Raw genomic sequence first — 25,220 nt, forward strand, 5'->3', positions numbered from 1 at the left:
GGTTTGTCGGCTGTCATACAGCTTCGGTGAAGTAGGCATCACGATGCTGAGTCGGCATATAACGGGAATCAGGAATAGTAGTGGGGAATGAATATGGATTATTTAGCTTTCTTGGAGAAGGATGATCAGCTGAAGCTGAAATTGATCTGGCTGTTGGAGACGGCACATGAACATCAAATACCATTAAAAACAGCGCTGTCGCAGTTATCTGTTACGCGTTATAAGCTTAATAAAATCATTGCGCGGTTAGAGATTGATTTCCAGACACAGCCGGAAGTGGACCAAAGCACTATCATTTTGAAGGATGGGGTCCTTTATGGTGAACACCTCGACTTTTCTGTGTATCGAGTGTTGCAATTGGCGTTTTTAAAGCGGTCCATTCGATTCCAAATTTTTGAGTATGAGTACATGGCGAAGAGTAACCAATCCCGTCAGAAGTTTTTTGAAGAGCATTACATCAGTCAGGCGAAGTATTACCTGTTGCGAAACGAAATTGATGATTTATTGGCTAACGCGGTACCGTTAGACCACAGCAATACCATCAATGTTCATCCGGAACTGGTTATGCGCAGCAAACTGACCAACATCTACTATTACTTCTATAGTGGCATGGAGCTGCCGTTTCCTGAGTTGAAGAAGGTCACATCAAAGTTTATCGGCTTTTGTGCCATGACGTTGGGTATCTCAATGACACCCACGCAAAAGGCGAAGCTGAGTATCTTCTTTCAGGTGCAAGTTAAACGTATCAACAGCCGTAATTTTATTAACCTGCGACAGTTGATGCACGTGCAACGGACTGACCAAACAGCATTTATTAAGAATTTTTATTTAAACAACGTTGAGTTAGCTAAGGAAGATGACGTGACTTCGGAAGCGGGGTACTTGTCAGCCTTTCTGCTTAGTGAGCACGTGGCGGATGTTTGTCCAACGGTCCTGAATAAGTCCCTTACGATGGAGCTGGGGGTCATTAAGGACCGGTTCGAAAAACTCTTACGCTCGTCAGCTTTAATTGATCAAAGTCTGGTCAAAGATGACAAATTGTCAGATATTGCGACCCATCTAAGTCTCGAAAGTTACTGGATGTTGTTGTTTGATCTGTACACGACGCCGGACTACTACGAACAGAGTGAAACACGTTACAGCGAAGACTTTCCAGGGTTTGCCATGCTGGCGTCTCAGATGACCCGTGAAATTCGGCGGATACTTGATCTGACCGTTAACTATGACATTCACACGAAGTTGAACCACGACTATCTGATGGCGCTGATTGGCCTAGTGCCACACGACATTGTCAGAGACACCGTCACTGTTTGTGTTGATTTTGGCCAGTGCAGGATTCCACAGCAGTACATTGATATGTTGTTGGCGTCTTACCCAGGCGGTAATGTGAAGTTCGTTGATTATTTTTCAAATGACACCGATATTTACCTTTCAGACACGTTTGTAGCTGATATTCGTGATGTCCCACAGGTTGTCTGGCCCGATCCGATGCAGCTGGAGAATTTTGAGAGCCTGCACCGTATTGTGACTGAGATCAAAAAGAATAAAATCAACGCTTCGTTGAGCATTGCTTAGGTATTGCTCACGAAGAAAACGAGGTTGAAGTTGCCGGGCGGTGATTTTGACCTCGTTTTTTTTAAGGTGCGGATTCCGAGGCGGTTAGGGAGCGGAGCGTAAAGCCTCACTGCCCTAAAGCCCGACTTTGGCTTCGAGCCAGTGATCCTTAGGCGACTAGTTTTCCTGTCCGGCAGGGCACGTTTAGACAAAATAGCATAAGACACAATAGAATGGTTTTGGGATCTTTTAGAAAGGTGAGGTAGTGTTTCGCTAACGCGCGGCATGTTCTGGCGCCTTAGTAGATAATAGTCAGCCAAGTGTTTTCGTATTAGGAAAAACGGACAATGTAGTGGTAGCGCGGTGATTTTCAGGGGCTAATTCAGCGAAAATACCGTCGCATCTGGTGAAAATCTTCCGATATTGCAACTAACAGAAACAAAAAAGGACGCCCTCAGCGTCCTTTTTTCATGTGGCTATATTATAGTAGAAAAAATCATTTCAGTTCCTCCGGCCAGGTTTCATCTTCCATTGCATCAGCGTCGCCGTTGGTCGGACGTTGCAACTGGTTCTTTAAATTGTTGATCCGTTTGGATTTAAGATTTACCTTGTGGAGTACACTGACGTCAATGGCAATCAAGTTGACAAGCTGATGAAGGGTGATTTTTTTTGAGTCATCCTCCTCCTGAAGCCATTCCACAATGACGCCCAGCATAGCATGAGATGCAAAATGAGCTGCTGTGTTGGCCAGATAATCGTCTGAGGAAATGTCTTCAGATTCCAAAACCTTGTACGCCATTAACCGATTGAGCTGACTAAGGACATCAGTATCGGTTCCGCCAGTGGTAAGAGCGGTAAAAATCTGCTTACGCTCGACAATGTAGCTGACCAATTGTTTTGATAGATCATGAAAATTATCGGATCCCTTTGGCGGATAAGTTTTGTCGAATATCTGAATCAAATCGGACAAGGTGTCCGAAACGATGGTGTCGTATAAATCATATACATCTTGATAATGGATATAGAACGTCCCCCGTCCAATATCACTCTTTTCTGCCAGTTCAGCGACCGTGATCTTATCGATTGGCTTTTGGTCTAGTAACTCGATAAACGTTTTTTTCAACGCACGCTTAGTTTTTAACGTACGCCGGTCGGATTTGGTATTGTTTTCCGATGGCAAGAGAATCTCCCCCTATAGTATTCGTGAACAATATTCTCAAAGGTGTTCATTAATTAACAGTTAATGTCAGATTGAATATTGGCTACCCCGTTTTTTTCTATTATATTAGAATTGTAGAGAAAAACAAAGTAACTGGAAGAATAAAAATTTGTTTGTTTTTTAGGACGATGGTAAACAAGACTGATAAACTTGTCTGTGTAAAGTTTTGGTACCGATTACAAACAATTGAAGGCAGTTGTTTTGAATTTATCTATTGAAATGTTATGCGCGTAATATTCATTTTTAAGAACTGCTCTAATTCGGGGGAATTACGGTTCTAGCACAAAGGTTACACAGGGTAGGTAAGTGTCAGTGAAGCAACCAGTTAGCTGCGGCCTGGGGAGGTTATGCACGAGCTGGATATATCAAGAACTACTTTTTCGTTGTTTGACCTGTTACAGCGGGCTGTAACGGTCGTGAGTAGGTATTGACAAAGGCGCTAAGTCTTGGGGGGATTAAAATGGACTATTTAGCTTTCTTGGAGAAGGATGATCAACTTAAACTGAAATTAGTTTGGCTTTTGGAAACGTCTCATGAGAATCGAATCTCGTTAAAAGACGTTTTTTCGCGGTTATCTGTGACGCGCTATAAGCTCAACAAAGTGATTGCAAGTCTGCAACTTGATTTACAGACGGGGGAAGGTCTGGGTCAAAGCAGCATTACCATTAAGGATGGGGTCCTTTTTGGTGAGCAGATCACTTTCTCGGTTTTCCGGACGTTGCAACTATCACTTTTAAGGCAGTCGCTCCGGTTTCAGATATTTGAATATGAATACATGGCAAAATCAACACAGTCGCGCCAAAGGTTCTTGGAAGACCACTTTATCAGTCAAGCCAAGTACTATTTGTTACGCGGCGAAATTGACGAGTTGCTGAGCAGTGCCGCGCCGTTTGGAGGGAGCGGCTCTGTTAGCGTCCATCCAGAATTATCGATGCGGGTGAAGATCACTAATGTGTACTATTACTTTTTCAGCGGTATAGAAGATCCATTTCCTGAGTTAAAGGAGGTTACTTCTAAATTTACGAGCTTTTGTGCCATGACCCTCGGGTTGTCCATGACGCCCAGTGAAAAGTCGAAATTAGCCATCTTTTTCCAGGTTCAGTGTAAACGGATCAATGAGCAGCGCTTTATTAATCTGCGTCAGTTCTTACATGTGGACCACACCGACAACATGCCGTTCATCAAGAACTTCTATCTCAAAAACGTTGAGTTAGCGGGTGAAGATGACGTGACGTCAGAGGTTGGGTGCCTATACCTGTTCTTGAGCAGCCAGAATTTAATTGATAACTGTCCCGTTACATTAGCGAAACCCTTTAAGATGCAGCTCATCGTTATTAAAAATAGGTTCCAGCAACTACTCACAACGTCAGTGCTGCTTGATCACACACAACTGGAAGAAAAAAGGTTGGCACGAATAGCTGAACAGATGAGCCTAAATAGTTATTGGATGATGCTCTTTGACCTCCACACTACACCGGAGTACTACCAACACAGCGATGACCGGGTCAATGATGATTTTCCAGGATTGGCAATGCTGGCCTATCAGATGACACAAGAAGCCACTGATATTTTGGAATTAAAAGTTAATCATGAAGTCAGAACGAAACTTGTTTACAATTATTTAATGGCGCTGATTGGCGTCGTACCACACGAAGCAGTGATGGATACGGTGACCGTGTGTGTCGATTTTGGCCAGTCTAAGGTCCCAAGTAATTATATGAGAAAACTGTTAGCGTTTTACTTAGGCGGCAGCGTGAAGTTTGTCAATTACTTGTCTACTGACACGGATGTTTATCTGTCAGATACTTTTGTGTCTGGTATTCACGACATTCCTCAGGTCACATGGCCGGATCCATTACGTGCCACGAACTGGGAGAATCTGCACCAAATTATTGTGGATGTTAAAAAGAAGAAAATTCAAACGTGCCTTAACCACGCTGCACACGTGTCATTGACATAGTGTAAGATTATTGACCAAAAAGAGAGTGGAAGCAAGCTGTTTGGTTGCTGTTTCCTGGAACACGTTTTGACTTACTTGGCTAAACAGGTGCGAAAAAAAGTACACTAAATTTAAGCCACGTCTAAATAGATTTTTAAGGTACCGTGTTAGTAATAGCGCTTATTGAGCAAATTGGGCTTTAAGCCATTCATTTTACTATGTGTCTGGGGCAGTTGATCGTTCCGGACGAGAGTTACCAGAGTCCTAATAAACGTATGTATATAAGTGATGACAGCCTTCTTGGATTGAGAAGGCTGTTTTTGTCTGGTCTTGGACTTTTAATTTTTCCACTCAGTTGCCCAAAAAGTATGGGTTTGCATTTATCCCTTTGACTAATTGTAGGAAAGCAAAGGGGGGATTGTACCCAGAATATAAGTGGCTTCTTGTTTCACGTTTGGGCTAAACAAACTGGAATCATATTAGGCGGTTTATTGGTCAGACGGATTTTGCCTCCGCCTGTTTTGCCACAAGGATTGAAACGCATGATGCACGGGTTATCATTCGATTTTTCAGGCCACAATCAAACACAATCCTTCTAATTATTTTCACCGTAATTTATAATTTTTTAGAACGAAATTATGGTCCTCAAAACAACGCTTCAATGTTGTAGTGACGGACTTTATGGCAGATTGTGAAAGGTTGGATTGAAACTCGGTAATTTAATTTTTGAAGCCTATTCGCTCCTGTGAGACGAGTTGTTAGAATAGGGGTGTACTCGTAATAACCCACGTTGTTACGAGTGCGACACCGTTTCAATCCTGACAGCTGTTCGCTTTAAAAGTAACGAGCGCTCATCTCTCCAATGGGTGCTCATGTTACCCAGTCGGGTCCAATTCCTCACCCAAAACCTGGTACACAATGATAAGCATCAACTTTCTCGAAAAATACCTTGCTGTTTTCAGTAAGGCCCACTGACGAATGGTGGTCGGGTTGTCCTTGCTCAGTTAATGAACAGGGACATTGTTGGTCACTACAAATCAGATCAGGGTTGAAACGATGTGCGACATTCCCCGCTTATAGAATGTCTGCATTACACTTGATGTAGTAACTGTCCCCCAGAATAGTTGCCTACCTGAACCCAACCGCAGATGATGCGTCTTGGGTTTTTGTTTTGCGCTAATTCTGTTAACGTATGGATAAAACACGAACGAAATAAAATGTAAAACGATTTATGTTCCTGAAATATTTAAATTATCTTCAAATTAATGCGTATATGCGGTAAACTATCGGTGAGAGACGAACTAAATTCTTCAGGAGGTTCTTCATGCACTGGTTAGCTGATTTGCTGGCTGCAATCGGGGTGGTCTTAAACGGACTGCCACAGGGGATCATGGCAATGACCCTTGGATTTGCGGTCTTTCCCACGAGTTTTTCATTTATTCTTGCTTCTGCGGTCAACGGCGCGTTCGGATCCGTTGCACCAATTTCGTTTCAAGCTGAGTCATTAGCATTAACAGGCAATTTGGGCCGCACTTTCCGTGAGCGAACATCCATTATTTTCGGTGGGTCCATTATCATGCTGGTGATTGGGCTGACGGGATCATTATCAAAAATTGTGAGTTTATTGGGCAACGACATTATGTCCGGGATGATGGCCGGGGTTGGTATCATGTTGGCGAAAATCGCCATTGATATGACCAAGTCCGAAAAACGAACGGGGTGGTTATCGATTGCCGTTGCCGTTATCACTTACATCTTGACAAAGGATCTAGTGTGGACGATTGTTCTGTCGGTTGTGGTATCCAGTCTTTACGCTGCCTTTGTTGAACGCTACCGGGCAGATCTGCCAGAACACGTGACTGCACGGCGATTTTTCTTAACGAAACCGATTTTAAATCGTAACGTTGTTCGTGGTGCGTTGAGTCTAGCGTGCCTGAACATTGGTGCCAATATTTCATATGGGTTGATCACGGGTCAGATGACCGGCATAAAGCCGAATCCTGTCAACTTGAATCTGCTGACTAGTACCCAAGCACTCGCCGATATGGGTACCAGCCTGTTAGGCGGCGCGCCAGTTGAAAGCATTATTTCGGCAACCGCCAGCGCCCCTGAACCAGTCATTGCCGGCATCATGATGATGCTTATCATGGCAGTGATTTTACTGGTCGGCTGGCTGCCAAAAATCGGTCGTTATGTGCCAAGTGCGTCCATTGCCGGTTTTTTATTTATCCTCGGCGCGGTAGTCATCTTCCCAGAAGACGCGGCAGCCGCTTTAGGCGGTGCCCACATCATGGTGCCCGCTATTACACTGGTTGTCACAGCGGTCTTTGATCCGTTTGCTGGGTTGATGACCGGTGCTGTGTTGAAGTTTGTGCTGCCACTAGTTGGGTTAGGAGTTTAACTATGCCAAAAACATATGAATTAAAACTGGGACCGCTCACACGTCAGCTGCCGTTGATCCCATTAAACGATAAAGTGACGATTGCGTCATTCGTGTTACTGGGAGATGCCCAGTTAACGCACTACGCGGCTGAAACATTAGCGAAACAGATTGCTGGCGTTGACTTTGATTACATTGTCACGATTGAAAGCAAGGGCATTCCACTCGCTCAGGAATTAAGCTGGCTGACGAATCACGACCGCTACATCGTTTTGCGAAAATCGGTCAAGGACTACATGGTTGATCCAATCACCATGCCGGTCAGCTCAATCACGACCAGTGCTGACCAGGAGTTGGTACTGGATGGTACGGATGCAAAACGAATTTCTGGCAAACGGGTAATGATCGTTGATGATGTGATCAGCAGCGGTGGGTCGATTTTAACAGCGCATCAATTACTGGATAAAGTCGGCGCAAAAACGATCAAGCAACTCGCTATTCTGGCCGAGGGTGATGCTGCCGACCGGGACGATATTCACTTTTTAGGGAAATTACCGCTATTCTAAGTGCAGCGACAGACAATAAAGTTGTCAGCCTGGCGGATATTTTTCTCCAGGTTAAACGGCTGACAAACGGCGCCGTGAACACCATTTGTTTCAATTTGTGATTCCTATCATCCGGCATGTATTTGTCTGTGTGGTACTGGCGACGCTTTCTTTGGCTTCATTGCCGAAACGAGTTTCGGAAAGCAGAGACCAGAGAACGTAAGGGCAGCTAGTGACAAATCCCAAGCCTGAGATTTCCCACTAGCTGCCCTTACGTTCTGGGCTTTACACGCTCTCTAGCTATTCATCAAAACCAGACTAACAATCGCCAATAATACGCCAATGGCATTACGGACAGTAAAGCCTTGATGGAACACTAGAATGACGATTGGAATCAGGATGATCGTCATCGTCATGTTGACCGTCACGGCAGTCGTTCCCGCCGACCAGCCGGCCTTATAACACAGGATGTAGCCGAACTCGATAAAGATAATGGCCAGACCCATGGTGACAGAGGCGATGTTTAACTGTTTAACGTTCGTAATAATGGTGTGGTGGTGACTCAGGAAAAAGAGGATGACTGAACCAATCAGCGCCACCGCGTACGTTACCACGACTGAAAACAGGGGGGTCGACCTTGCTTGAAACACTTCGCGCTGAAAGGTGGTAGCCGGCGTTAGCAATGATGGTCATGATCAGCGGTCAAAAATATGCCATTTTGAAACTCCTTTCTGTTAATGGTGTTAGCTTTATTATAGCCTTTAACGCACACAGGTTTGCGCTGTAATGACAATGGCCTGCAAAAACAGCCGTTTCTCGATAGGAGAAGCGACTGTTTTTATTAAGATAATATTTAAATAAAAATCGGTATCCTATTTAACGGTTTTGACAAGCGAACTGTTACCGCTGATATAGCCGCCAGCAACTTTGTACCGGAGCGTGTTACCCTTGTGCTGTGCACGTCCATGCGAGTAGTCTCACTTTTTAACGGTGAAGACGTGCTTAGTCTTGCTCGTGTAGTGCTTGACCTTGTGCGTCAAGTTCTTATCTGAGTAAAGATTCAAAGCACTGCGGTTCGTTACTTTCGTCGGGAAGGTTGGCTTCGTCGGTGACGTCCATTGCTTATTACCACTAATGTACGTGCCGTTTGCCAGCTTGTAACGAGTGGTCAAACCGTACTTGATGACTTTGACAACCTTTACTGAAGTGCTTTGTTTCAGCAATTTAACGCGGTTGGCCTTCTTGAAAGCCTGACTCTTGTAAGCATAGGTACCGGAAGGGTTGATGACGTAGAGTTTGCTGTAGTTACCCTTCCAGTAGAGTGGGGCGGTATAGGCACTGTTGGCAGTAATGTAGCCAGACTTGCCATTTTCCGTGGTGACTTTGTAACGCAGAACGCCGTTGGCAGAGGTCGTGGTACTCTTAACTGTGAAAATTGGGGCGTAGATCCGTGTCTTTTTGGCGTAACCCGTTACCCGGTTAGTCTTCGAAAACGTTGGTTTGCTGTAAAGGTAAAGGGCCTTCTTGGCGTAGACTTTTTCACCTACTGAAACAGTGTCGGCTGAAGTTGTTGTCACAGTATCTGACCCAGTTGACGAACTGTCCGTGGCAGCTGATGAAGAACTGTTGCTTGATGTGACGCCGTTGGCCGAACTGTTACCAGTAGTTGTACCGCCACCATTTGAGCCAGTGTTACCGGTTGAAGTATTGCCGTTTGAGGAACCATTTGTACTTGCGGAGCTGTCACTGCTAGATGAACTGTCAGCGGGTTTTGTGATTGTCAGGTGCGCGATAGCCGTGTAAGTGTCTGATCCGTCAGTATACGTTAAATCAACTTCATAGGTACCTGGCGTGTTCGTGTCAGGGGTGCCATCAGGGTAGGTGAGTTTCAGTGAACCGTCACCGGCCGCCGTTGTCGGGTCGACCGTATTACCGTCTGCATCGGTGATTGAATGAATGTATGAGGCAGCGTCTGGTAAGGTGTCGCCTGGATCGATGGTTTGATCCTGTGGTGTGACGGTGTCTTTACCATTATTGACGGTGACGGTGTACGTGCCGCCAAAAGAGCCTGGAAGATTGCTTGCAAATGCGAATGGGAAGGTTGTAACACTTGGATCGATTGTGAACGTCTGTGTTTTATCGTCATAGGTGACACCAGAATCAGATGTAACTGTGGCGCCGATGCTATCAAGTTGTGATTTTCCGCCAATGTTGTATGTGATCAAGTTGGCCAGCGGCAATTGCAAGCCGCTTGGTGTGCTTATAATTTGTGCTTCATCAGATGTCGGGGTCGTTGAGGCAGTCATCGATGGTGATTGGTATCTGAAGGCATTAATACCAACTGTCACATTATCAGGAATTGAAATATATTTCAGTTCATTGTTTGCCACAGTCATTTGCCCAAGCGTTGATAAATCAGTTCCTGCAACGAATTTTGTTAACTTACCACCGTTCATAAACGTATTTGACCCTAATGAGCGAACCGAATCTGGAAGGATGATTTCCGTAATTGGCGCTGCCATAAACGAGCCTTGGCCGATGCTTTGCAAGTTTGTTGAATTTGAAAGGTCAAGTGTCGTCAAAGTTTTAGCACTTAAGACCGCATTTTTTAAAATGTTAGTGACTGCATAGGTGGTTCCACCGTATTGGACTGTTGCTGGAATAGCAAGACTCGTACTTGCTTTGGCTGTACCAGTTGATTCACTGATGTAAGCCACATTATTACCACTATCATCAGTAAATAATTTGTATACAAGCCCTTGACTGTCCGTGTAGGTGATAGCATTTTCAGGTACTACGGCTGTGGCCGAATAAGCACATAGCATGTACTGTGAACCATTAAATGATACAAAGCCTACAACTGCTGCGCCTTCGTAACCCAAATCAGTAGAACTGTTATATCGGACACTGATAATCCCTGCTGCCACTGCAGCGTTGATTTGGTCCGTGGTTAGATCTTGTTCCTCAGTACTGCTCCCAACCGTACCTTTAGCGGACAGATAATCTGATGCCTGAATTTTGTGACCAATTGGCACTGACATCACATAGTTCAAAGTCCCATCTGACCCGACGGAACTGGTTGGCTTAACCGTACCGCCCTCAGAAATACTCGTGACCGTAATTGATTCCCCATCATACGTAAACGTGTTATTCGAGTCAGCCTTTGCCACAGTTGGACTAGTAAATGCAGTGTTATCCAACCCTAATCTTTGCCCAGGTTGTGATGATCCTAATTCCCCGGCGCCTAAGATAGTTGCGCTTGCCAAAGTTACCAGACCGACTTTCCCCATAACTTTAAAATTTACCACTTTATGCTTCATAATAATTCCCCCGAATTATGCATATTTTGGATTAACTTTACTTCTCCAGTAATCCTAAAATTAATGGTACAATAGCCATTTTCTAAAGGCAATCAAACAGATTTGTGAAAAATGATGTTCAACATAATGACGATATTTGAGGATAAACGTGGTGAAATATGGATTATGAAGTGATGGTTATGGTGCTGCTTTTCAATCGTTATCCACTTATAACGGCAGGTATTGTTGTTCTTTATTCGAAAATGGCATCGTGTATTTAATAATTTGGAACAATGAAATGGCTTTTTAATATATAAGGCAACATAAAAGAGTGGTCAACATTCCTCGCTAGTTGAGGAACATTGACCACTCTTTTATGCAACTGAAATGCAAATCATGTTAACTTTAAATTGTTTGATATTTACAAGATTTTTCTGATGATAATTCTTAGTAACACCAGTCATGGCAATCTAGTCGAAACACCATGCACAAGCTACTTTGTGTAAGCACCCTTCAAATTCCAGTTGGCACCGGCTGAGTTGTAGATCCAACCCTTAAAGGAGCTGCTGATCATCCAAGGTGACCCTGATTGATACAGTGGGGTGATCCCTTGATCCTTCAACAGGATGTTTTGTGCCTTGACCATGTCGTTCCAACGCGCTTCAGGCTTGTTGGCATCGGTGGTTGATGAGGCCTTGATCAACTTGTCATATTCTTTGTTTGACCACTGTGGCTGGTTGCTTGCATTGTTGGTGGTCAGAATGTTCAAGAAGGTGATAGGGTCTGAGAAGTCGGCGAACCAATCTGACAAAGTCATTTGGAAACTGTGCGTGGATTGTTCAGCCAACACAGTTTGAGATGGAATATTCTTGTTGGTGATCTTCAAACCAGGCAAGTTCTTTTCCAAAGTACTTTGCAGGTATTGCGTCACTTGTTCAGTATCAGAAGAGTTACCGGCTAACAAGGTGATGTGTGGGTTAGAGATCCCAGTTTCCTTCAGGCCTTCCTTCCAAAGTTTCTTGGCTTTGGTCGGGTTGTAGGTCATTGAAGAAGGCGTTGTCGTGTCGGAAGTGAAATCTTTACCGGTCTTCGGGTTAACGGCTAAGCCCTTTGAAACGAAACTCCCATTGCTGAATGACCCGTCGCCTAAGACTTGTTTTGTTAAGGTCTTCCGGTTAACAGCCATTGAAATAGCTTCCCGAATCTTCAGGTTCTTAAACAACTTCATCTTTTGGTTCAATGACAGGTAGTATGAACTTGATGTTGGCAGGTTCGTTAATGATTTGTTGTTCTTTAGGTTCTTTGATTGGTTACCAGTAATGTTGGTGGCAATCAGCTTCTTTGAGTTGTACTGGTTCAAACCAGTTTGCGGATCCTTAACAACTTGATAGTTGATAGTCGACAGCTTAACGTCTTTCTTGTCCCAGTAAGTACTGTTCTTGGTCAACTTCCAAGCGGTACTCGTCCCATTCCATTTAGAAAGCTTGAATGGGCCATCGTACACCATCTTGTCGCTACGAGTCCCATATTTAGAACCGTACTTTTCGACCACTTTTTGATCCTGTGGGAAGAAGACAGGGAACCCAAGCAACAGCTTGAAGTATGGAATCTGTTCTTCAAGGGTGATCTTCAGTTTATAGTTCCCGATAGCCTTGATGCCCAAGGTCGAAGCAGCTTTCTTACTATCTTGAATCTGATCGGCGTTCTTAATCCCGCTAAAGAGGTAGCCGTACTGCGACTTTGTCTTTGGATCGACTGTTCGCCGCCAAGAATAAACGAAGTCTTTAGCTGTCACCTTATCACCGTTGCTCCATTTAACGCCGTGACGCAGGGTGATGGTGTAGGTCTTGCCATCCTTTGACTTGACCAGCTTAGTCGCAATCGCCTTCTCGGTCTTACTGTTTTTGCCTAGACGGTAAAGACCTTCCTCGGTATTGTTCAGCATGTTGAACGTTCCGAGGGCGGTAGACTTGGAAAGATCCATCGTTGAAATTTCACTATCAGTAGACAGGGTAATTGATTTACTCTTTGACCCTGAGCTACTACTGTTCGAACAGGCAGCTAAAAATAACGCTGCGCCGGCCACTCCTACTGTGGCCAGCCACTTATGCTTAAAGTTCATACAAATATCCTCCTCACACACATACCACAATGACGTCACATAAAACTTTAATGTTTCTTTAATGTTAGATTACCACACATCTGGGAATTGTTAAGCATTAAAATAATAAAAATTTACGGTATTCAGTCATGAACGGGCGTAAAAAGGCTTTAATTGGGGATTTATTGGGTAAATATTCATTATGCAAAATAAAAATAATACGCACTTAAGACACAAAAAAACGGTTTATGATTTAAAAGTGCGTCTTGATCATAAACCGTCTCTTAACATCGTGTGTCAAGTTAGTGTGGTGTAACTACTTTGTATAAGCCTCTTTCAAATTCCAGTTAGCACCGGCTGAATTATAAATATAGCCCTTAAATGAACTACTGATCATCCAAGGCGCACCAGATTGAAACAGGGGAGTAATTCCTTGGTCTTTCAACAATATATTTTGCGCCTTCACCATGTCGTTCCAACGTGCTTCCGGCTTGTTGGCATCGGTGGTGGAAGAGGCCTTGATCAATTTATCATACTGTTTGTTAGACCATTGCGGTTGATTACTTGGGTTATCCGTTGTCAGGATGTTTAAGAAGGTGATTGGATCTGAGAAATCGGCGTACCAGTCAGACAATGTCATCTGGAAATTATGCTGGGATTGTTCAGCTAACACAGTTTGGGCCGGAATGTTTTTGTCAGTAATAGTAAGCCCTGGCAAATGCTTTTCCAAAGTGTTTTGTAAGTACTGTGTTACTTGGCCGGTATCGGAGGCATTACCTGCTAACAACGTGATATGCGGATTGGAAATGCCGGTTTCTTTGAGGCCTTCCTTCCATAATTTTTTGGCTTCGGTGGGGTTGTATTTCATTGAAGCGGGCGTCGAAGTATCAGATGTGAAATCTTTACCAGTCTTTGGGTTAACGGCCAGTCCCTTGGAAACAAAACTGCCATTATCAAAGGAACCATCACCTAACACTTTGTTGGTCAGGGTGTTTCGGTTAACGGCCATTGAGATGGCTTCCCGAATTTTTAGATTCTTGAATAGCTTCATTTTTTGATTAAGTGAGAGGTAATAACTGCTTGATGTAGGCAGGTTAGTTAAAGCTTTATTGTTCTTTAGATTCTTTGCCTGGTTACCAGTAATACTTGTGGCGATTAATTTTTTGGAGTCGTACTGGTTTAACCCGGTTTGAGGGTCCTTGACAACTTGATAGTGGATGGTATTTAGTTTGACATGCTTCTTGTCCCAATATTTATTGTTTTTGACCAGTTTCCATGCAGTGCTGGTCCCATTCCAATTAACGAGTTTAAATGGTCCATCGTAAACTAGGCGGTTACTTCGGGTACCGTAATTAGATCCATATTTTTGGACCACTTTTTTATCTTGGGGGAAGAAAACAGGGAAGCCAAGTAACAGTTTGAAGTATGGAATTTGGGACTCAAGTGTAATTTTGAGTTTGTACTTTCCTTTAGCCTGAATACCAAGAGTTGAAGGTGATTTTTTACTATCCTGAATTTCATCCGCATTTTTAACACCGCTGAAGAGATACCCATACTGCGACTTCGTTTTTGGATTGACAGTTCGCCGCCACGAATAAACAAAATCTTGAGCAGTTACAGGATCGCCGTTGCTCCATTTAACGCCATGTCGCAAAGTTATCGTATAGGTTTTGCCATCTTTGGATTTGACCAATTTTTTTGCAATTGCTTTTTCCGTCTTACTATGTTTTCCCAACCGGTAGAGGCCTTCTTCGGAATTGTTCAGCAAATTGAAAGTTTCAACAGCAGTTGTTTTTGACAGATCCATTGTAGATATTTCACCATCAGTCGAGAGCGTAATGGACTCATTTTTGGAACTTGAGCTGCCACTGTTCGAACAGGCGGCTAATAGTAGTGCTGATCCGGCCACACCAACAGCAGCCAGCCATTTATGCATATCGTTCATACAAATCTCCTCCTCACACATATCACACAATAAGAATCACACAGAGTTTTAATGATACTCTAATAATTCTTTAATGTTAGATTACCACACATCTGAGAATTGTTAAGCACTAAAGTAATAAAAATTGACGATTTTTGCGTTGAATTGCGGCTATTAGGATATTTTTTTGAATCGACTGCGTAAATATTCATTGTGAAATGTTGACGAAAATTGCGGGCATTTGATTCAGATTATAAGTGATGAGTTACCTTTGAATTGCTTTTTGGTTGGCTAGATAAGCAGAAAATTGGTCAGCTAACTTGACTGGAAAATGTGATTTCGTGTTGAATATGTGAAATAAATCCTTTGCTTACACCCCTAGTAATTTTTTACTAAAAAGTTTATCATGATGGATGTAAGCGCTTCATTATTAATGAAAGAAAATAGTGAAACGTCACATCCAAGTCTTTTGATTTCTAACACTAGAGATATTAAGGGAGGCCTTTTTTTGAAAGCAGAAATTAGCTGGCTGGACGATCCGGAAGTATTTCGGGTGAACCAGTTACCTGCTCGCAGCGACCACCGCGCGTTTCAGAGTACGGCAGAAGCAACGACTAAGCAATCAAGCTTAGAACAGTCGCTTGACGGTGATTGGCAGTTCAAATTTGCCAAGACACCGCAGGAACGACCAGCGGGGTTTTATGACCCGGATTATGACCGCAGTAAGTTTGATACCATTGCTGTTCCCGGGCACATTGAGATTGCCGGATACGGACAGCTTAAATACATTAATACTACCTATCCCTGGGAGGGGAAAATTTTTCGGCGTCCAGCGTATGCGTTGAACGACCAGGATACTGGCAAAGGGATGTTTAGTGAGGGCGAAGACAACACCGTCGGGGCCTATGCCACTACTTTCACCCTGAACCCAGAATTGCGCGACAAACGCGTCATTGTTCAGTTTGACGGGGTCGAAGAAGCCATGTATCTGTGGTTGAACGGCCAATTTGTCGGTTATGCTGAGGATAGTTTTTCCCGTTCTGAATTTGATTTGACACCGTACCTGAAAGACGGTGAAAATCTGATTGCCGTTGAGGTATTTAAGCGTAGTACGGCGGCGTTTATCGAAGATCAGGACATGTTCCGGTTTTCCGGTATCTTCCGCAGCGTTCGCCTAGTTGCAAAACCGGCTGTGTTCTTGGAAGATATGACGTTGCGGCCTGACGTTTCTGACGATTACAAGAACGGTGATTTGAATTTAGCGCTGAAATTGTCCCAAACAGACGATGCACCAGATGCTGAGATTCGGGTCAAGGTGACGGATGGCGACGGGCGTGAAGTCCTGTCGTTAGCCAAACCAGTAGCAAACACTGTGTCGTTTACCGATAACGCGTTCAAGAACGTTCATTTGTGGAACCACATGGATCCGTACCTGTACCACCTGCAAATTGAAATCGTCACAACTGCTGGTGAGACATTAGCCGTGGTACCGTACGATTTCGGGTTCCGTAAGGTTGAACTGAAGAACAAGATCATGTTGTTAAACGGCAACCGCATCATTATTAACGGGGTGAACCGGCACGAATGGGATGCCCATCGCGGTCGTGCTGTTACGGCCGAAGACATGACCTATGATATGCAGATTTTCCACGAAAATAACATTAACGCGGTTCGGACGTGTCACTATCCCGATCAGATCCCGTGGTACTTCTTGTGCGACCACGAAGGCATCTACATGATGGCTGAAAACAACTTGGAATCCCACGGCACCTGGCAGAAGATGGGGGCGGTTGAACCGTCATACAACGTGCCCGGCTCTGTACCGCAGTGGAAAGAAGCGGTGCTTGACCGTGCCCGCAGTAATTACGAGACCTTTAAGAATCACACCGCTGTTTTATTCTGGTCACTGGGAAACGAATCGTACGCCGGCGATGATATTGCCGCGATGAACAAATTCTACAAGGACCACGATGATACTCGGTTGACCCACTATGAAGGGGTCTGCCGGAACCGGAAGTATGAGGACCAGATCTCCGACATGGAATCAATGATGTATGATCCGCCATTAGAAATCGCAAAGTATCTGGAAAACAATCCGAAGAAGCCGTTTGTTGATTGCGAATACATGCATGATATGGGCAATTCCCTTGGTGGCATGAGTTCCTACAATGACCTGATTGATAAGTACCCGATGTATCAAGGCGGATTTATCTGGGATTATATCGACCAGGCGCTCTGGACCGAAGACGAAGTGACTGGCGAACCAGTCCTGCGTTACGGCGGTGACTTTGACGACCGCCATTCAGACTATGAATTCTCAGGTGACGGGCTGTTGTTTGCAGACCGGACACCAAAGCCAGCAATGCAGGAGGTGAAGTACTACTATGGCAAACACATCAACTAAGGTAAAAGTGATTTTCGGCGATGCATCGTTGGGCCTGCGTGGCACAAACTTCGGCTATATCTTCAGCTATGACCGGGGTGGTCTGGAATCCCTTGTTCAAAACGGCAAGGAGTGGTGCTACCGCATTCCACGGCCAGCATTCTGGCGGGCAACCACGGATAACGACCGTGGGAACCAGTTCTACGTGAAATCGGCGCAGTGGCTTGGCGCTGACTTGTTCAGCCAGTGCGTGAAGATCGAAGTCTTCATCGATGGTCAAAGTGTCGGCTTCCCAATTTCGCCGGAAAACAACAAATACTCTAACCAGGAATATGCAACGAAGGCCGCTGTTGAATACACTTATGAAACGGCCACGACGCCTGCCACCACAGTGACGGTACGCTACACCGTTGACGGGACCGGCAGCATCCAAGTGGCCGCCCGCTACAATGGTGCCAAAGGGTTACCGCAGCTACCAGTCTTTGGATTGCGTTTCACCATGCCAACGGCTGCCACTGGTTTTGACTACGATGGCCTATCCGGCGAGACCTATCCCGACCGGATGGCTGGCGGGGTGCCCGGTACCTATCACGTCGACGGACTGCCCGTTGCCCCGTTCATGGTCCCGCAGGAATGTGGCATGCACATGGCAACGAAATCCGTTACGGTCAACCGTGACTTGACGTTGAATAACGCTGACCAATCCCGGGACACGTTCCGCCTGACCTTCAAGCAGACCGACAAGCCGTTTGCGTTCACTTGTCTGCCGTACACGCCTGAAGAGTTGGAAAATGCGACCCACATCGAAGAATTACCCTTGAAACGGCGGACGATTTTCACCGTTTATGGTGCTTCTCGCGGGGTTGGCGGGATTGATAGCTGGGGTGCTGACGTGGAAGAGAAATACCATGTTAGTGCTGAGGACGATATTGCGTTTGGGTTTACGATCAGTGGACCTGAAGGCTAAATAGCATTCAATTTTGAAAGCGGCAACGGTTGGAGTTGCCGCTTTTTTTGTTGGGTCTGTTCGAAAATGCCAGGTTCGAGCATTGCCACCAACGTTGCGCACGCGCCACCCCTTAACGATATCCATCCACGCGCTCTGCTTGACTTACAGCCCACTCTAACGCCTATAATGGATGATGTAATGAATCTTCACAATTAGGAGGGTTTCAGACATGAAAGAAGTTGCGATTGGTAATTCCAATTTAAAGGCCTCAGCCATTGCGCTTGGCGTCATGCGGATGCTGACGTTGAATTCGGATGACGCTGCATCTTTATTGGATACGGTTCATGCTCAAGGTGTGAACTTCATTGATTCAGCGGACATTTATGGTTCAGGAAAATCTGAAAAAGTGTTCGGCGAAGCGCTGAAAAAATCAGGTGTGAAGCGTGAGGACTTGATTATTCAGTCAAAGGGCGGCATCATCCTTGATCCTAAACGCAGCCACGACGATCTTGTTTTTGGGATGCGGTACGATTTTTCAAAGGATCACTTGATTGAATCTGTTGATGGCATCTTAAAGCGGATGCAGATCGATTACCTGGACTTTTTCTTACTGCACCGGCCAGATCCATTGATGGAACCAGATGAAGTGGCAGCAGCTTTTGACGAGTTGCAGGCAGCTGGTAAAGTGCGGCATTTCGGTGTTTCAAACTGTAATCCCAGTCAAGTCAATCTGCTTCAGGCATCCATTGATCAAAAATTGCTGGTCAACCAGCTGCAGTTTAGTGTGATGCACGCCGGTACCATCAGTTCCGGGTTGCACGTCAACATGGAAGACGATGCTGGTGTTGACCATGACGGCGGTATCATCGAATACTCACGGTTGCACAACATGACCATCCAGGCCTGGTCGCCATTCCAGTACGGGCTATTCGAAGGCGCCTACATCGACAATCCGAAGTTCCCAGAATTAAACAAGAAATTGCAAGAATTGGCTGATGCTAAGGACAGCACCAAGAACGGGATCGCCACGGCATGGATCCTGCGCCACCCGGCAAAAATGCAGGTAATTCTCGGTTCAATGAACAAGGAACATTTGACAGAAAGCATTAAAGGTACGGATGTTCAGCTGACGAACCAAGAGTGGTATGATCTGTATTTTGCTGCGGGGCATGATTTGCCATAGGGTTTGGCTTGCGGGACACGTTTTGTTGTCATTTAAGCAGCGTGCTTAGGCAGCCTAAATTCTTTGCATATAGGCCGTTGTTACAGCATATAAGCAGCGTATGTATTTTCGGAGACGGTTTACGAAAAGCTGCTTAAACCGGAACGTTGTTCAACCTATAAAAATACTAAAAAAGGGATCACAATCACGTCCTAAAAACGTGCTTGTGGTCTCTTTTCTGTTAGTTATTATGGTTATAAGCCCAAACGGTCAGCGGCGCAAAGACGACAACGATACCGATCCCGAAAGCAAGCACAATCAATGACTCGCTAGTCCATGCCCCGTTTGCCAAAATTTGACGAATGGCGGTGATCACAAAGGTAATCGGGTTAAGGTTGGCGAGTACCTGCATAAATTTAGGCAACGTATGAATCGGGATGAAGGCGTTCGAGAGAAATGACAGCATCATCATACCCATCATTGAAATACTTTGGACCATCGTGGCACTTTTTGCCAACAGGCCAAACAGCGCGAAGACCCAGGAAATTGCCCAGCCCATAAAGATGGCGAGCAGGGCAATGACAATGATCCACTGGAAGCCGACATCTGGCCGCCAGCCCATCAGGTAGCCGGTGGTCAACGAGGTGATGGTTGCAATCAGTAACCTGAGACTGTCAGCGAACAGTTGCCCGGCTAACGGTGCGATGTGGGCCATCGGTAGTGATTTAAACCGGTCAAAAACACCTGAGTCGAGATCCTCACGAATTTGTGCACCAGAACCCGTAGCCGCTGAGAGCATTGTTTGAATAAGAATCCCGGGGACGATGGTGGGCAGGTAGGCCTTCACGCCACCCGCAATTGCGCCGCCAAAAAGATACCCGAAAAGCATCATAAACATGACGGGTTGGATGATCACGTCCATGAACCGATCGGGATTATGCACGGTTTTTAGCAGATTTCTGTACGCCATTGTGGCGGTGTTCATGATGAGATTACTTCTAGTTTGTTTGATTTCCATGGTTGTTCTACTCCTTAATTGTGAGTTGGCGCTGTCAGATTTAAGAAGACATCATCCAGTGTTGGTTCCTGAACCGATAAATGAGAAACACTGATCTGTTTGGCACGCAGATCCATCAAAATGTCAGTCAAACGATTTGAGTCGTCGAACGGTGCTAAAATGGTCGTTTGATCAATCAGTGTTGCCGATTTAAGATGGGTCGTGACGATATCTTTTGCCTCGGTTACTTGGTTAGAATCCGCCACAGACAGGCTTAATTTCGATTGACTCACCTGTTCCTTTAACGAAGCGGGTGTGCCAATTTTTACTAATTTTCCGTGGTCGATGACGGCGATTCGGTCGGCCAGTTCATCGGCTTCATCGAGATACTGAGTGGTCAAAACAATGGTGGACCCCTCAGCAACGAGCTTACGAATGGTTTCCCACATTTGAGTTCTAGTACGCGGATCCAGTCCGGTGGTGGGTTCATCCAGGAAAATCAAAGCGGGACGGGTGATAAGGCTCACTGCGAGATCCAGTCGTCTGCGCATGCCGCCTGAGAAGTCGCTAATGGTTTTGTCGGCCGACTCAAGCAAGGAAAATTCGGTGAGTAATTCAGTCGTGCGTTGCTTTGCTTCTGCACGGGAAAGTCCGTTGAGACGGGAAAAAATCATCAGGTTTTCCCTTGCTGAAATATCTTCATCAACAGAGGCGTACTGACCGGTTAAGCCAAACATGGCTCGTGCGGCACTGCTTTCTTTAGCAACGTCGTGACCAAAAATCGTGACGTGACCGCTAGTGGCTTTTAGCAGGGTGGTCATCATCCGAAGCGTGGTTGTCTTACCAGCGCCGTTGGGGCCAAGCAGGCCGAACACTTCGCCGCGATAAATATTAAACGAGACATCGTCAACGGCGACCTTGTCTTTAAATTTCTTTGTGAGATGTGTGACTTGTACAGCATAGTCTTGATTCATTTTAAAACCCTCTTAGTTATTTTTTAGTCAGGGGACCTGATTAACTGAGATTATAAGGGGGCCTGATTAAATTGTCAATCACTTTTAGTCAGGTCCCCTTAGTTTTGCGGTATAATAGTTGCATGAATACCGGTACGGAGCCGGAAACTGCACTTTATATTTTCTTTCAGATAGACAGCAGAACAAAGGAGATCATCAGCATGGACCACCTATTAAAACAACAGGTTGCCACCAGCAAATTAGTTGAGTTTGGTGCCTTGCGTCACGTGGCAAATGATATTGGTCATCGTGATAATGACCACCAAGAAAATCAACTGATTGTTCAGGGGCAGGGGAAAATCCTGCTTGCCCTGATGACGGAGGATAACGTGGCGCAAAAACAACTTGCCGACAAGGTGAATTTAACGGCCCAGTCAACGGCAGAATTTGTGCGCAAACTTGAAAAACGGCGGTTGGTGACACGCAAAAAATCCACGGCAGATAAGCGGGTGACCATTGTGAGTTTGACGGCGCTTGGCCGCCAGGAAGCTAATCAGTCCCTGCAGGAGATCCCGTCATTTTTGCAAGTGTTGAGTGATGAAGAGCTTGACCAATTGGCTGGTTTATTGTCGAAAATCAACGATGGGTTATATGCCGAGATCGGTGATGCAGACCCGACCTGGTTTAATAAATTCCACCAATTATTGACCAGTCACTATTTGCGGCAATTTCATGCTGGCGAACAAGATTAAACGCGTGGAAGAGAACCTAACAACGGTTTTTAGAAAACAAGTGCCCCAAACTAACAAGCTCGACTGGTTAGTTTGGGGCACTTATATGGCCAGTTTGGCCGTTATCGGACGAATAGGCGAGGTAACTAGGATGCACTAAAAAGCTGACTTTATTTCCTGTAAGGATAGTTTCCCCAGTATCACAGGGGTCGGCACTAAAGGAAATGCTCATCTCGTCACTGATTCAGATACTAAAAAAGCCCCCCACTGTTACGTGAAGCTGACAGACGGGGGTGCTTTTGTAGTTGTATTTAAACCATTTTGAATCAGCATTCAAACCGGGACTGTCATAGACTACAGCAGTTTTCTAAGGTTCACACGTTGAACCTTCCCGCCAGCGTTCACCGGCAGGGCGTCGATCTGAATAAAGCGTTTCGGTACCTTATAGTGGGCGAGGTGTTCGCGGCCGAACTGCTTCAGTGTGATGGTGTCCAGCGTCCCATTGGGAACCACAAACGCGACCGGAACCATGCCCCAGGTCTCATTGGCTTCGCCAACTACGGCAATGTCGCGGATACCGGGACAGCTCTGGTAAACGGCTTCAACTTCATCGGGAAAGATGTTTTCACCGCCAGAAATGATCATGTCATCAATTCTGCCATCGATATAGAGAAAGCCATCGTTATCCAAATGACCGACATCACCAGTTTGGTACCAACCATCCACGGTTGTTTTGCTTGTCAAAGCCGTCGGGCGGTTCAGGTAACCGGGAGTCAGGGCGGGTGTTTTGACGAGAATCTCGTGGTTGTCGCCAAGTTTTAGCTGCGTTGAGAAGAGCGGTTGGCCCACCGAGCCGATTTTTGCATCAGCATCGGCGTTGCTTAGGGCAACAATCTGCGAACATGTTTCTGTCATTCCGTAAGATTGCACAACGTCGATACCGTGTTTCTCACAGCGTTTTAGGGTCTCTCGGTCAATTGGACCGCCGCCCAGCAGCATTGTTCTAAATCGGGAGTTATATGGTGTTGAAACGGGTTCCTGAAGCGCCAGTAATTTTTTTAGCATGTAAGGCACAACAGACATGGTGGTAACTGGTTCGTTGATCAGAATGGCGTTGATTTCGTCAGCGTCAAACCGCGTTGTTAACCGGACAGTCATGCCGTAGATAAGTCCTCGCATCATAATTGAAAACCCGCTGATGTGAAAAATCGGGACTGCGCACAGCCACTCGTCGCGAGGTGTGATGCCCAGATTCAGGGCAGACGCTAACGCGGAGTTGTAGTGGTTGCCGAAAGTCTGTAAAACGCCCTTGGGTGCGCCAGTGGTGCCCGAGGTGTACATGATGCTGGCAACCTGGGCCAAATCGAAGGTTGTTTGTGGAGATTCAGCCACGGCCGTTGTGGCGAGCAGTGTACTGAACTGAAGAAACGCCTTTGGAAAATCAGCGCGCCACAGATCATCTGCAACCAAGCAGGTGCTGGCCTCGCTATCAACGAACTGCCGTAGCAACTCAGCCGTCGTGAGCCGCTTGTTCAGCCAGACAATGGTGCGGCCAGAGCTTAAAACGGCCATGGCAATTCGATAGCCAGTTAGGGTGTTGTTTGCGAGAAGCGCGACCCGAGAATGAGCCGGTACTTGTTGTGCTGTCAGTTGACCAGCAAGCGTTCCGGCGTCATCTGCTAATTGTCGGAACGTTAACTTTTGGGTCCCATCATCTACCGCAATACTATTTGGCGAGAGGCGTGCTTGTTTTATCAGCCAATTATCCAAAATATCGCCTTCCTATGGGAACTTAGGGAACTTGTCGAAGTCTGGTTTGCGTTTTTCGTTGAACGCATCACGGCCTTCCTTACCCTCATCCGTCGTGTAAAACAGCATGGTGGCGTCTCCGCCGAGCTGCTGCAGACCAGCTAAACCATCCGTGTCCGCGTTCATTGCGGCTTTGATGAAACGCAGCGCGGTCGGTGACTTAGTCAGAATCTCATTGCACCAGTCCAACGTCACGGATTCGACCTCAGCGAGCGGGGCGACCTTGTTGATCCAGTTCATTTGGAAGGCTTCCTCAGCACTATAGAAGTGGTTGAGGAACCAGACTTCCTTTGCCCGTTTATGGCCGATGACCCGCGCCAGATAGCCTGAACCGTACCCGGCATCGAAACTGCCGACTTTGGGCCCAGTTTGGCCAAATTGCGCGTTGTCAGCGGCAATCGTCAAATCACAGACCAGTTGCAGAATGTTACCGCCACCGACTGACCAGCCTTTGACCATGGCAATCACTGGCTTTGGAATGATGCGGATCAGGTGCTGCAGATCGAGTACGTTCAGACGGGCGATGTGGTCGGCACCAACATAGCCGCCATTACCGCGGACGGACTGGTCGCCGCCGGAAGAAAACGCCTTGTCGCCAGCGCCAGTTAAAATAATCACACCAATTGTGGTATCATCACGACAGTAAGTAAACGCGTCAATCATATCCTGAACCATGCCGGGGGTAAACGCATTCAATTTATCGGGCTGGTTCATGGTGATTTTTGCAATCTTCTCCGCGCGTTCAAAGAAGATCCAATCATAGTCTTTTACAGTCTCCCATTTCACAGATGTCAAATTAATTCATCCTTTCAGATTTGAGGTATTATGATGCATAATTTATTAGAAACATTGGGTATAAAACAAGTTTCAGTTTCAAAAAACAACGTAATTATATCACTAAATATAACGGATGCGATTAAACAACCATTCGGAATCGTCCACGGCGGCATTAACGCGGTGATGGCGGAAAGTGCTGCATCGATTGGAGCCAACACATACTTGGATGCTCGGCACGTAGCGGTTGGATTGGACGTCCACACCCACCATTTGTGGCCGGCAGCTACCGGCGTGTTAGTGGCAACGGGCAAGCCGATCAGGGTCGGGCGTACAACACAAGTTTGGCAGGTTGAAACAAGGGTGGCTGACGAACTGACTAGTTTTAGTACGGTGACGTTGGCGGTGACAGTGAAAGCGTAGAGTGTGAAGCAAGGCGTTTAGGGGGCGGAGCAGAAGCGACTCTGGGCAGAAAAGTCCGGGCCTGACTTTTGTGCCCAG

18 protein-coding genes are annotated in these 25,220 nt (G+C 45.8%); 9 read left to right on the forward strand and 9 right to left on the reverse strand.

Features of this window, described 5'->3' with window-relative positions; all coding sequences use genetic code 11:
* Nucleotides 1-93 precede the first annotated feature (93 nt).
* Nucleotides 94-1,575: a hypothetical protein gene (locus tag FC82_RS06375; protein WP_054760612.1), complete on the forward strand. Its 1,482-nt coding sequence runs from the start codon at nt 94-96 to the stop codon at nt 1,573-1,575.
* 475 nt (nt 1,576-2,050) lie between these two features.
* Here FC82_RS06375 and FC82_RS06380 read toward each other — a convergent pair whose 3' ends face one another.
* Nucleotides 2,051-2,734 (reverse strand): TetR/AcrR family transcriptional regulator, encoded by a 684-nt coding sequence (locus tag FC82_RS06380; RefSeq protein ID WP_054760614.1) that lies wholly within the window; start codon nt 2,732-2,734, stop codon nt 2,051-2,053.
* A 499-nt stretch (nt 2,735-3,233) separates the two neighbouring features.
* On the opposite strand from FC82_RS06380, the gene FC82_RS06385 reads away from it, so the two are divergent.
* The 3 genes from FC82_RS06385 (at nt 3,234) to FC82_RS06395 (ending at nt 7,658) form a co-directional block, all read left to right on the forward strand.
* Nucleotides 3,234-4,733: a hypothetical protein gene (locus FC82_RS06385; protein WP_056996526.1), complete on the forward strand. Its 1,500-nt coding sequence runs from the start codon at nt 3,234-3,236 to the stop codon at nt 4,731-4,733.
* Nucleotides 4,734-6,036: 1,303 nt separating this feature from the next.
* Nucleotides 6,037-7,113 (forward strand): hypothetical protein, encoded by a 1,077-nt coding sequence (locus FC82_RS06390; RefSeq protein WP_056996527.1) that lies wholly within the window; start codon nt 6,037-6,039, stop codon nt 7,111-7,113.
* A 2-nt stretch (nt 7,114-7,115) separates the two neighbouring features.
* A complete protein-coding gene (locus FC82_RS06395; RefSeq protein WP_056996528.1) occupies nt 7,116-7,658 on the forward strand; it encodes a phosphoribosyltransferase family protein in 543 nt (180 codons plus the stop codon).
* Between the two features lie 275 nt (nt 7,659-7,933).
* Here the strand turns inward: FC82_RS06395 and FC82_RS06400 are convergent, their stop codons facing one another.
* The 4 genes from FC82_RS06400 to FC82_RS06415 all read right to left on the reverse strand — a co-directional run bounded on the left by FC82_RS06400 (nt 7,934) and on the right by FC82_RS06415 (nt 14,982).
* Nucleotides 7,934-8,251 carry a hypothetical protein gene (locus FC82_RS06400; protein WP_162260928.1) on the reverse strand — a complete coding sequence of 106 codons (318 nt, stop codon included), beginning with the start codon at nt 8,249-8,251 and terminating at the stop codon, nt 7,934-7,936.
* A 363-nt stretch (nt 8,252-8,614) separates the two neighbouring features.
* A complete protein-coding gene (locus tag FC82_RS06405; RefSeq protein WP_056996530.1) occupies nt 8,615-10,957 on the reverse strand; it encodes a DUF5776 domain-containing protein in 2,343 nt (780 codons plus the stop codon).
* Nucleotides 10,958-11,429: 472 nt separating this feature from the next.
* On the reverse strand, nt 11,430-13,058 hold the full coding sequence (locus tag FC82_RS06410) for a peptide ABC transporter substrate-binding protein (protein WP_054760624.1): 1,629 nt from the start codon (nt 13,056-13,058) through the stop codon (nt 11,430-11,432).
* 295 nt (nt 13,059-13,353) lie between these two features.
* Entirely contained in the window at nt 13,354-14,982 is a 1,629-nt protein-coding gene (locus FC82_RS06415) for a peptide ABC transporter substrate-binding protein (protein ID WP_056996531.1), read from the reverse strand.
* A gap of 487 nt (nt 14,983-15,469) precedes the next feature.
* Between FC82_RS06415 and FC82_RS06420 the strand changes: the two genes are divergently transcribed.
* From FC82_RS06420 to FC82_RS06430, 3 genes are all read left to right on the forward strand, one after another.
* Complete coding sequence (locus tag FC82_RS06420; RefSeq protein WP_056996532.1) at nt 15,470-17,365, forward strand: glycoside hydrolase family 2 TIM barrel-domain containing protein; 1,896 nt, start codon at nt 15,470-15,472, stop codon at nt 17,363-17,365.
* The gene (locus tag FC82_RS06425) at nt 17,346-18,311 is read left to right on the forward strand and encodes a beta-galactosidase small subunit (RefSeq protein WP_054760625.1); all 966 of its coding nucleotides are present in this window, start codon (nt 17,346-17,348) and stop codon (nt 18,309-18,311) included. The genes FC82_RS06420 and FC82_RS06425 overlap by 20 nt, the downstream gene beginning before the upstream one ends.
* 211 nt (nt 18,312-18,522) lie before the next feature.
* On the forward strand, nt 18,523-19,476 hold the full coding sequence (locus FC82_RS06430) for an aldo/keto reductase (RefSeq protein ID WP_056996533.1): 954 nt from the start codon (nt 18,523-18,525) through the stop codon (nt 19,474-19,476).
* A 220-nt stretch (nt 19,477-19,696) separates the two neighbouring features.
* Here the strand turns inward: FC82_RS06430 and FC82_RS06435 are convergent, their stop codons facing one another.
* Together FC82_RS06435 and FC82_RS06440 are read right to left on the reverse strand one after the other, a co-directional pair.
* Entirely contained in the window at nt 19,697-20,473 is a 777-nt protein-coding gene (locus FC82_RS06435; protein WP_056996534.1) for an ABC transporter permease, read from the reverse strand.
* Nucleotides 20,474-20,487: 14 nt separating this feature from the next.
* On the reverse strand, nt 20,488-21,426 hold the full coding sequence (locus tag FC82_RS06440) for an ATP-binding cassette domain-containing protein (protein ID WP_054760628.1): 939 nt from the start codon (nt 21,424-21,426) through the stop codon (nt 20,488-20,490).
* A gap of 200 nt (nt 21,427-21,626) precedes the next feature.
* Between FC82_RS06440 and FC82_RS06445 the strand changes: the two genes are divergently transcribed.
* Nucleotides 21,627-22,157: a MarR family winged helix-turn-helix transcriptional regulator gene (locus FC82_RS06445; protein WP_054760630.1), complete on the forward strand. Its 531-nt coding sequence runs from the start codon at nt 21,627-21,629 to the stop codon at nt 22,155-22,157.
* A gap of 333 nt (nt 22,158-22,490) precedes the next feature.
* On the opposite strand, the gene FC82_RS06450 is transcribed toward FC82_RS06445, so the two are convergent.
* Nucleotides 22,491-23,906, reverse strand: a complete 1,416-nt coding sequence (locus tag FC82_RS06450; RefSeq protein WP_056996535.1) for an o-succinylbenzoate--CoA ligase — start codon at nt 23,904-23,906, stop codon at nt 22,491-22,493.
* A gap of 12 nt (nt 23,907-23,918) precedes the next feature.
* Complete coding sequence (gene menB, locus FC82_RS06455) at nt 23,919-24,740, reverse strand: 1,4-dihydroxy-2-naphthoyl-CoA synthase (RefSeq protein WP_054760631.1); 822 nt, start codon at nt 24,738-24,740, stop codon at nt 23,919-23,921.
* A gap of 33 nt (nt 24,741-24,773) precedes the next feature.
* Between menB and FC82_RS06460 the strand changes: the two genes are divergently transcribed.
* A complete protein-coding gene (locus tag FC82_RS06460; RefSeq protein ID WP_056996536.1) occupies nt 24,774-25,142 on the forward strand; it encodes a PaaI family thioesterase in 369 nt (122 codons plus the stop codon).
* Nucleotides 25,143-25,220 lie beyond the last annotated feature (78 nt).

It is taken from the genome of Secundilactobacillus collinoides DSM 20515 = JCM 1123, assembly GCF_001435975.1.
Lineage (GTDB): Bacteria > Bacillota > Bacilli > Lactobacillales > Lactobacillaceae > Secundilactobacillus > Secundilactobacillus collinoides.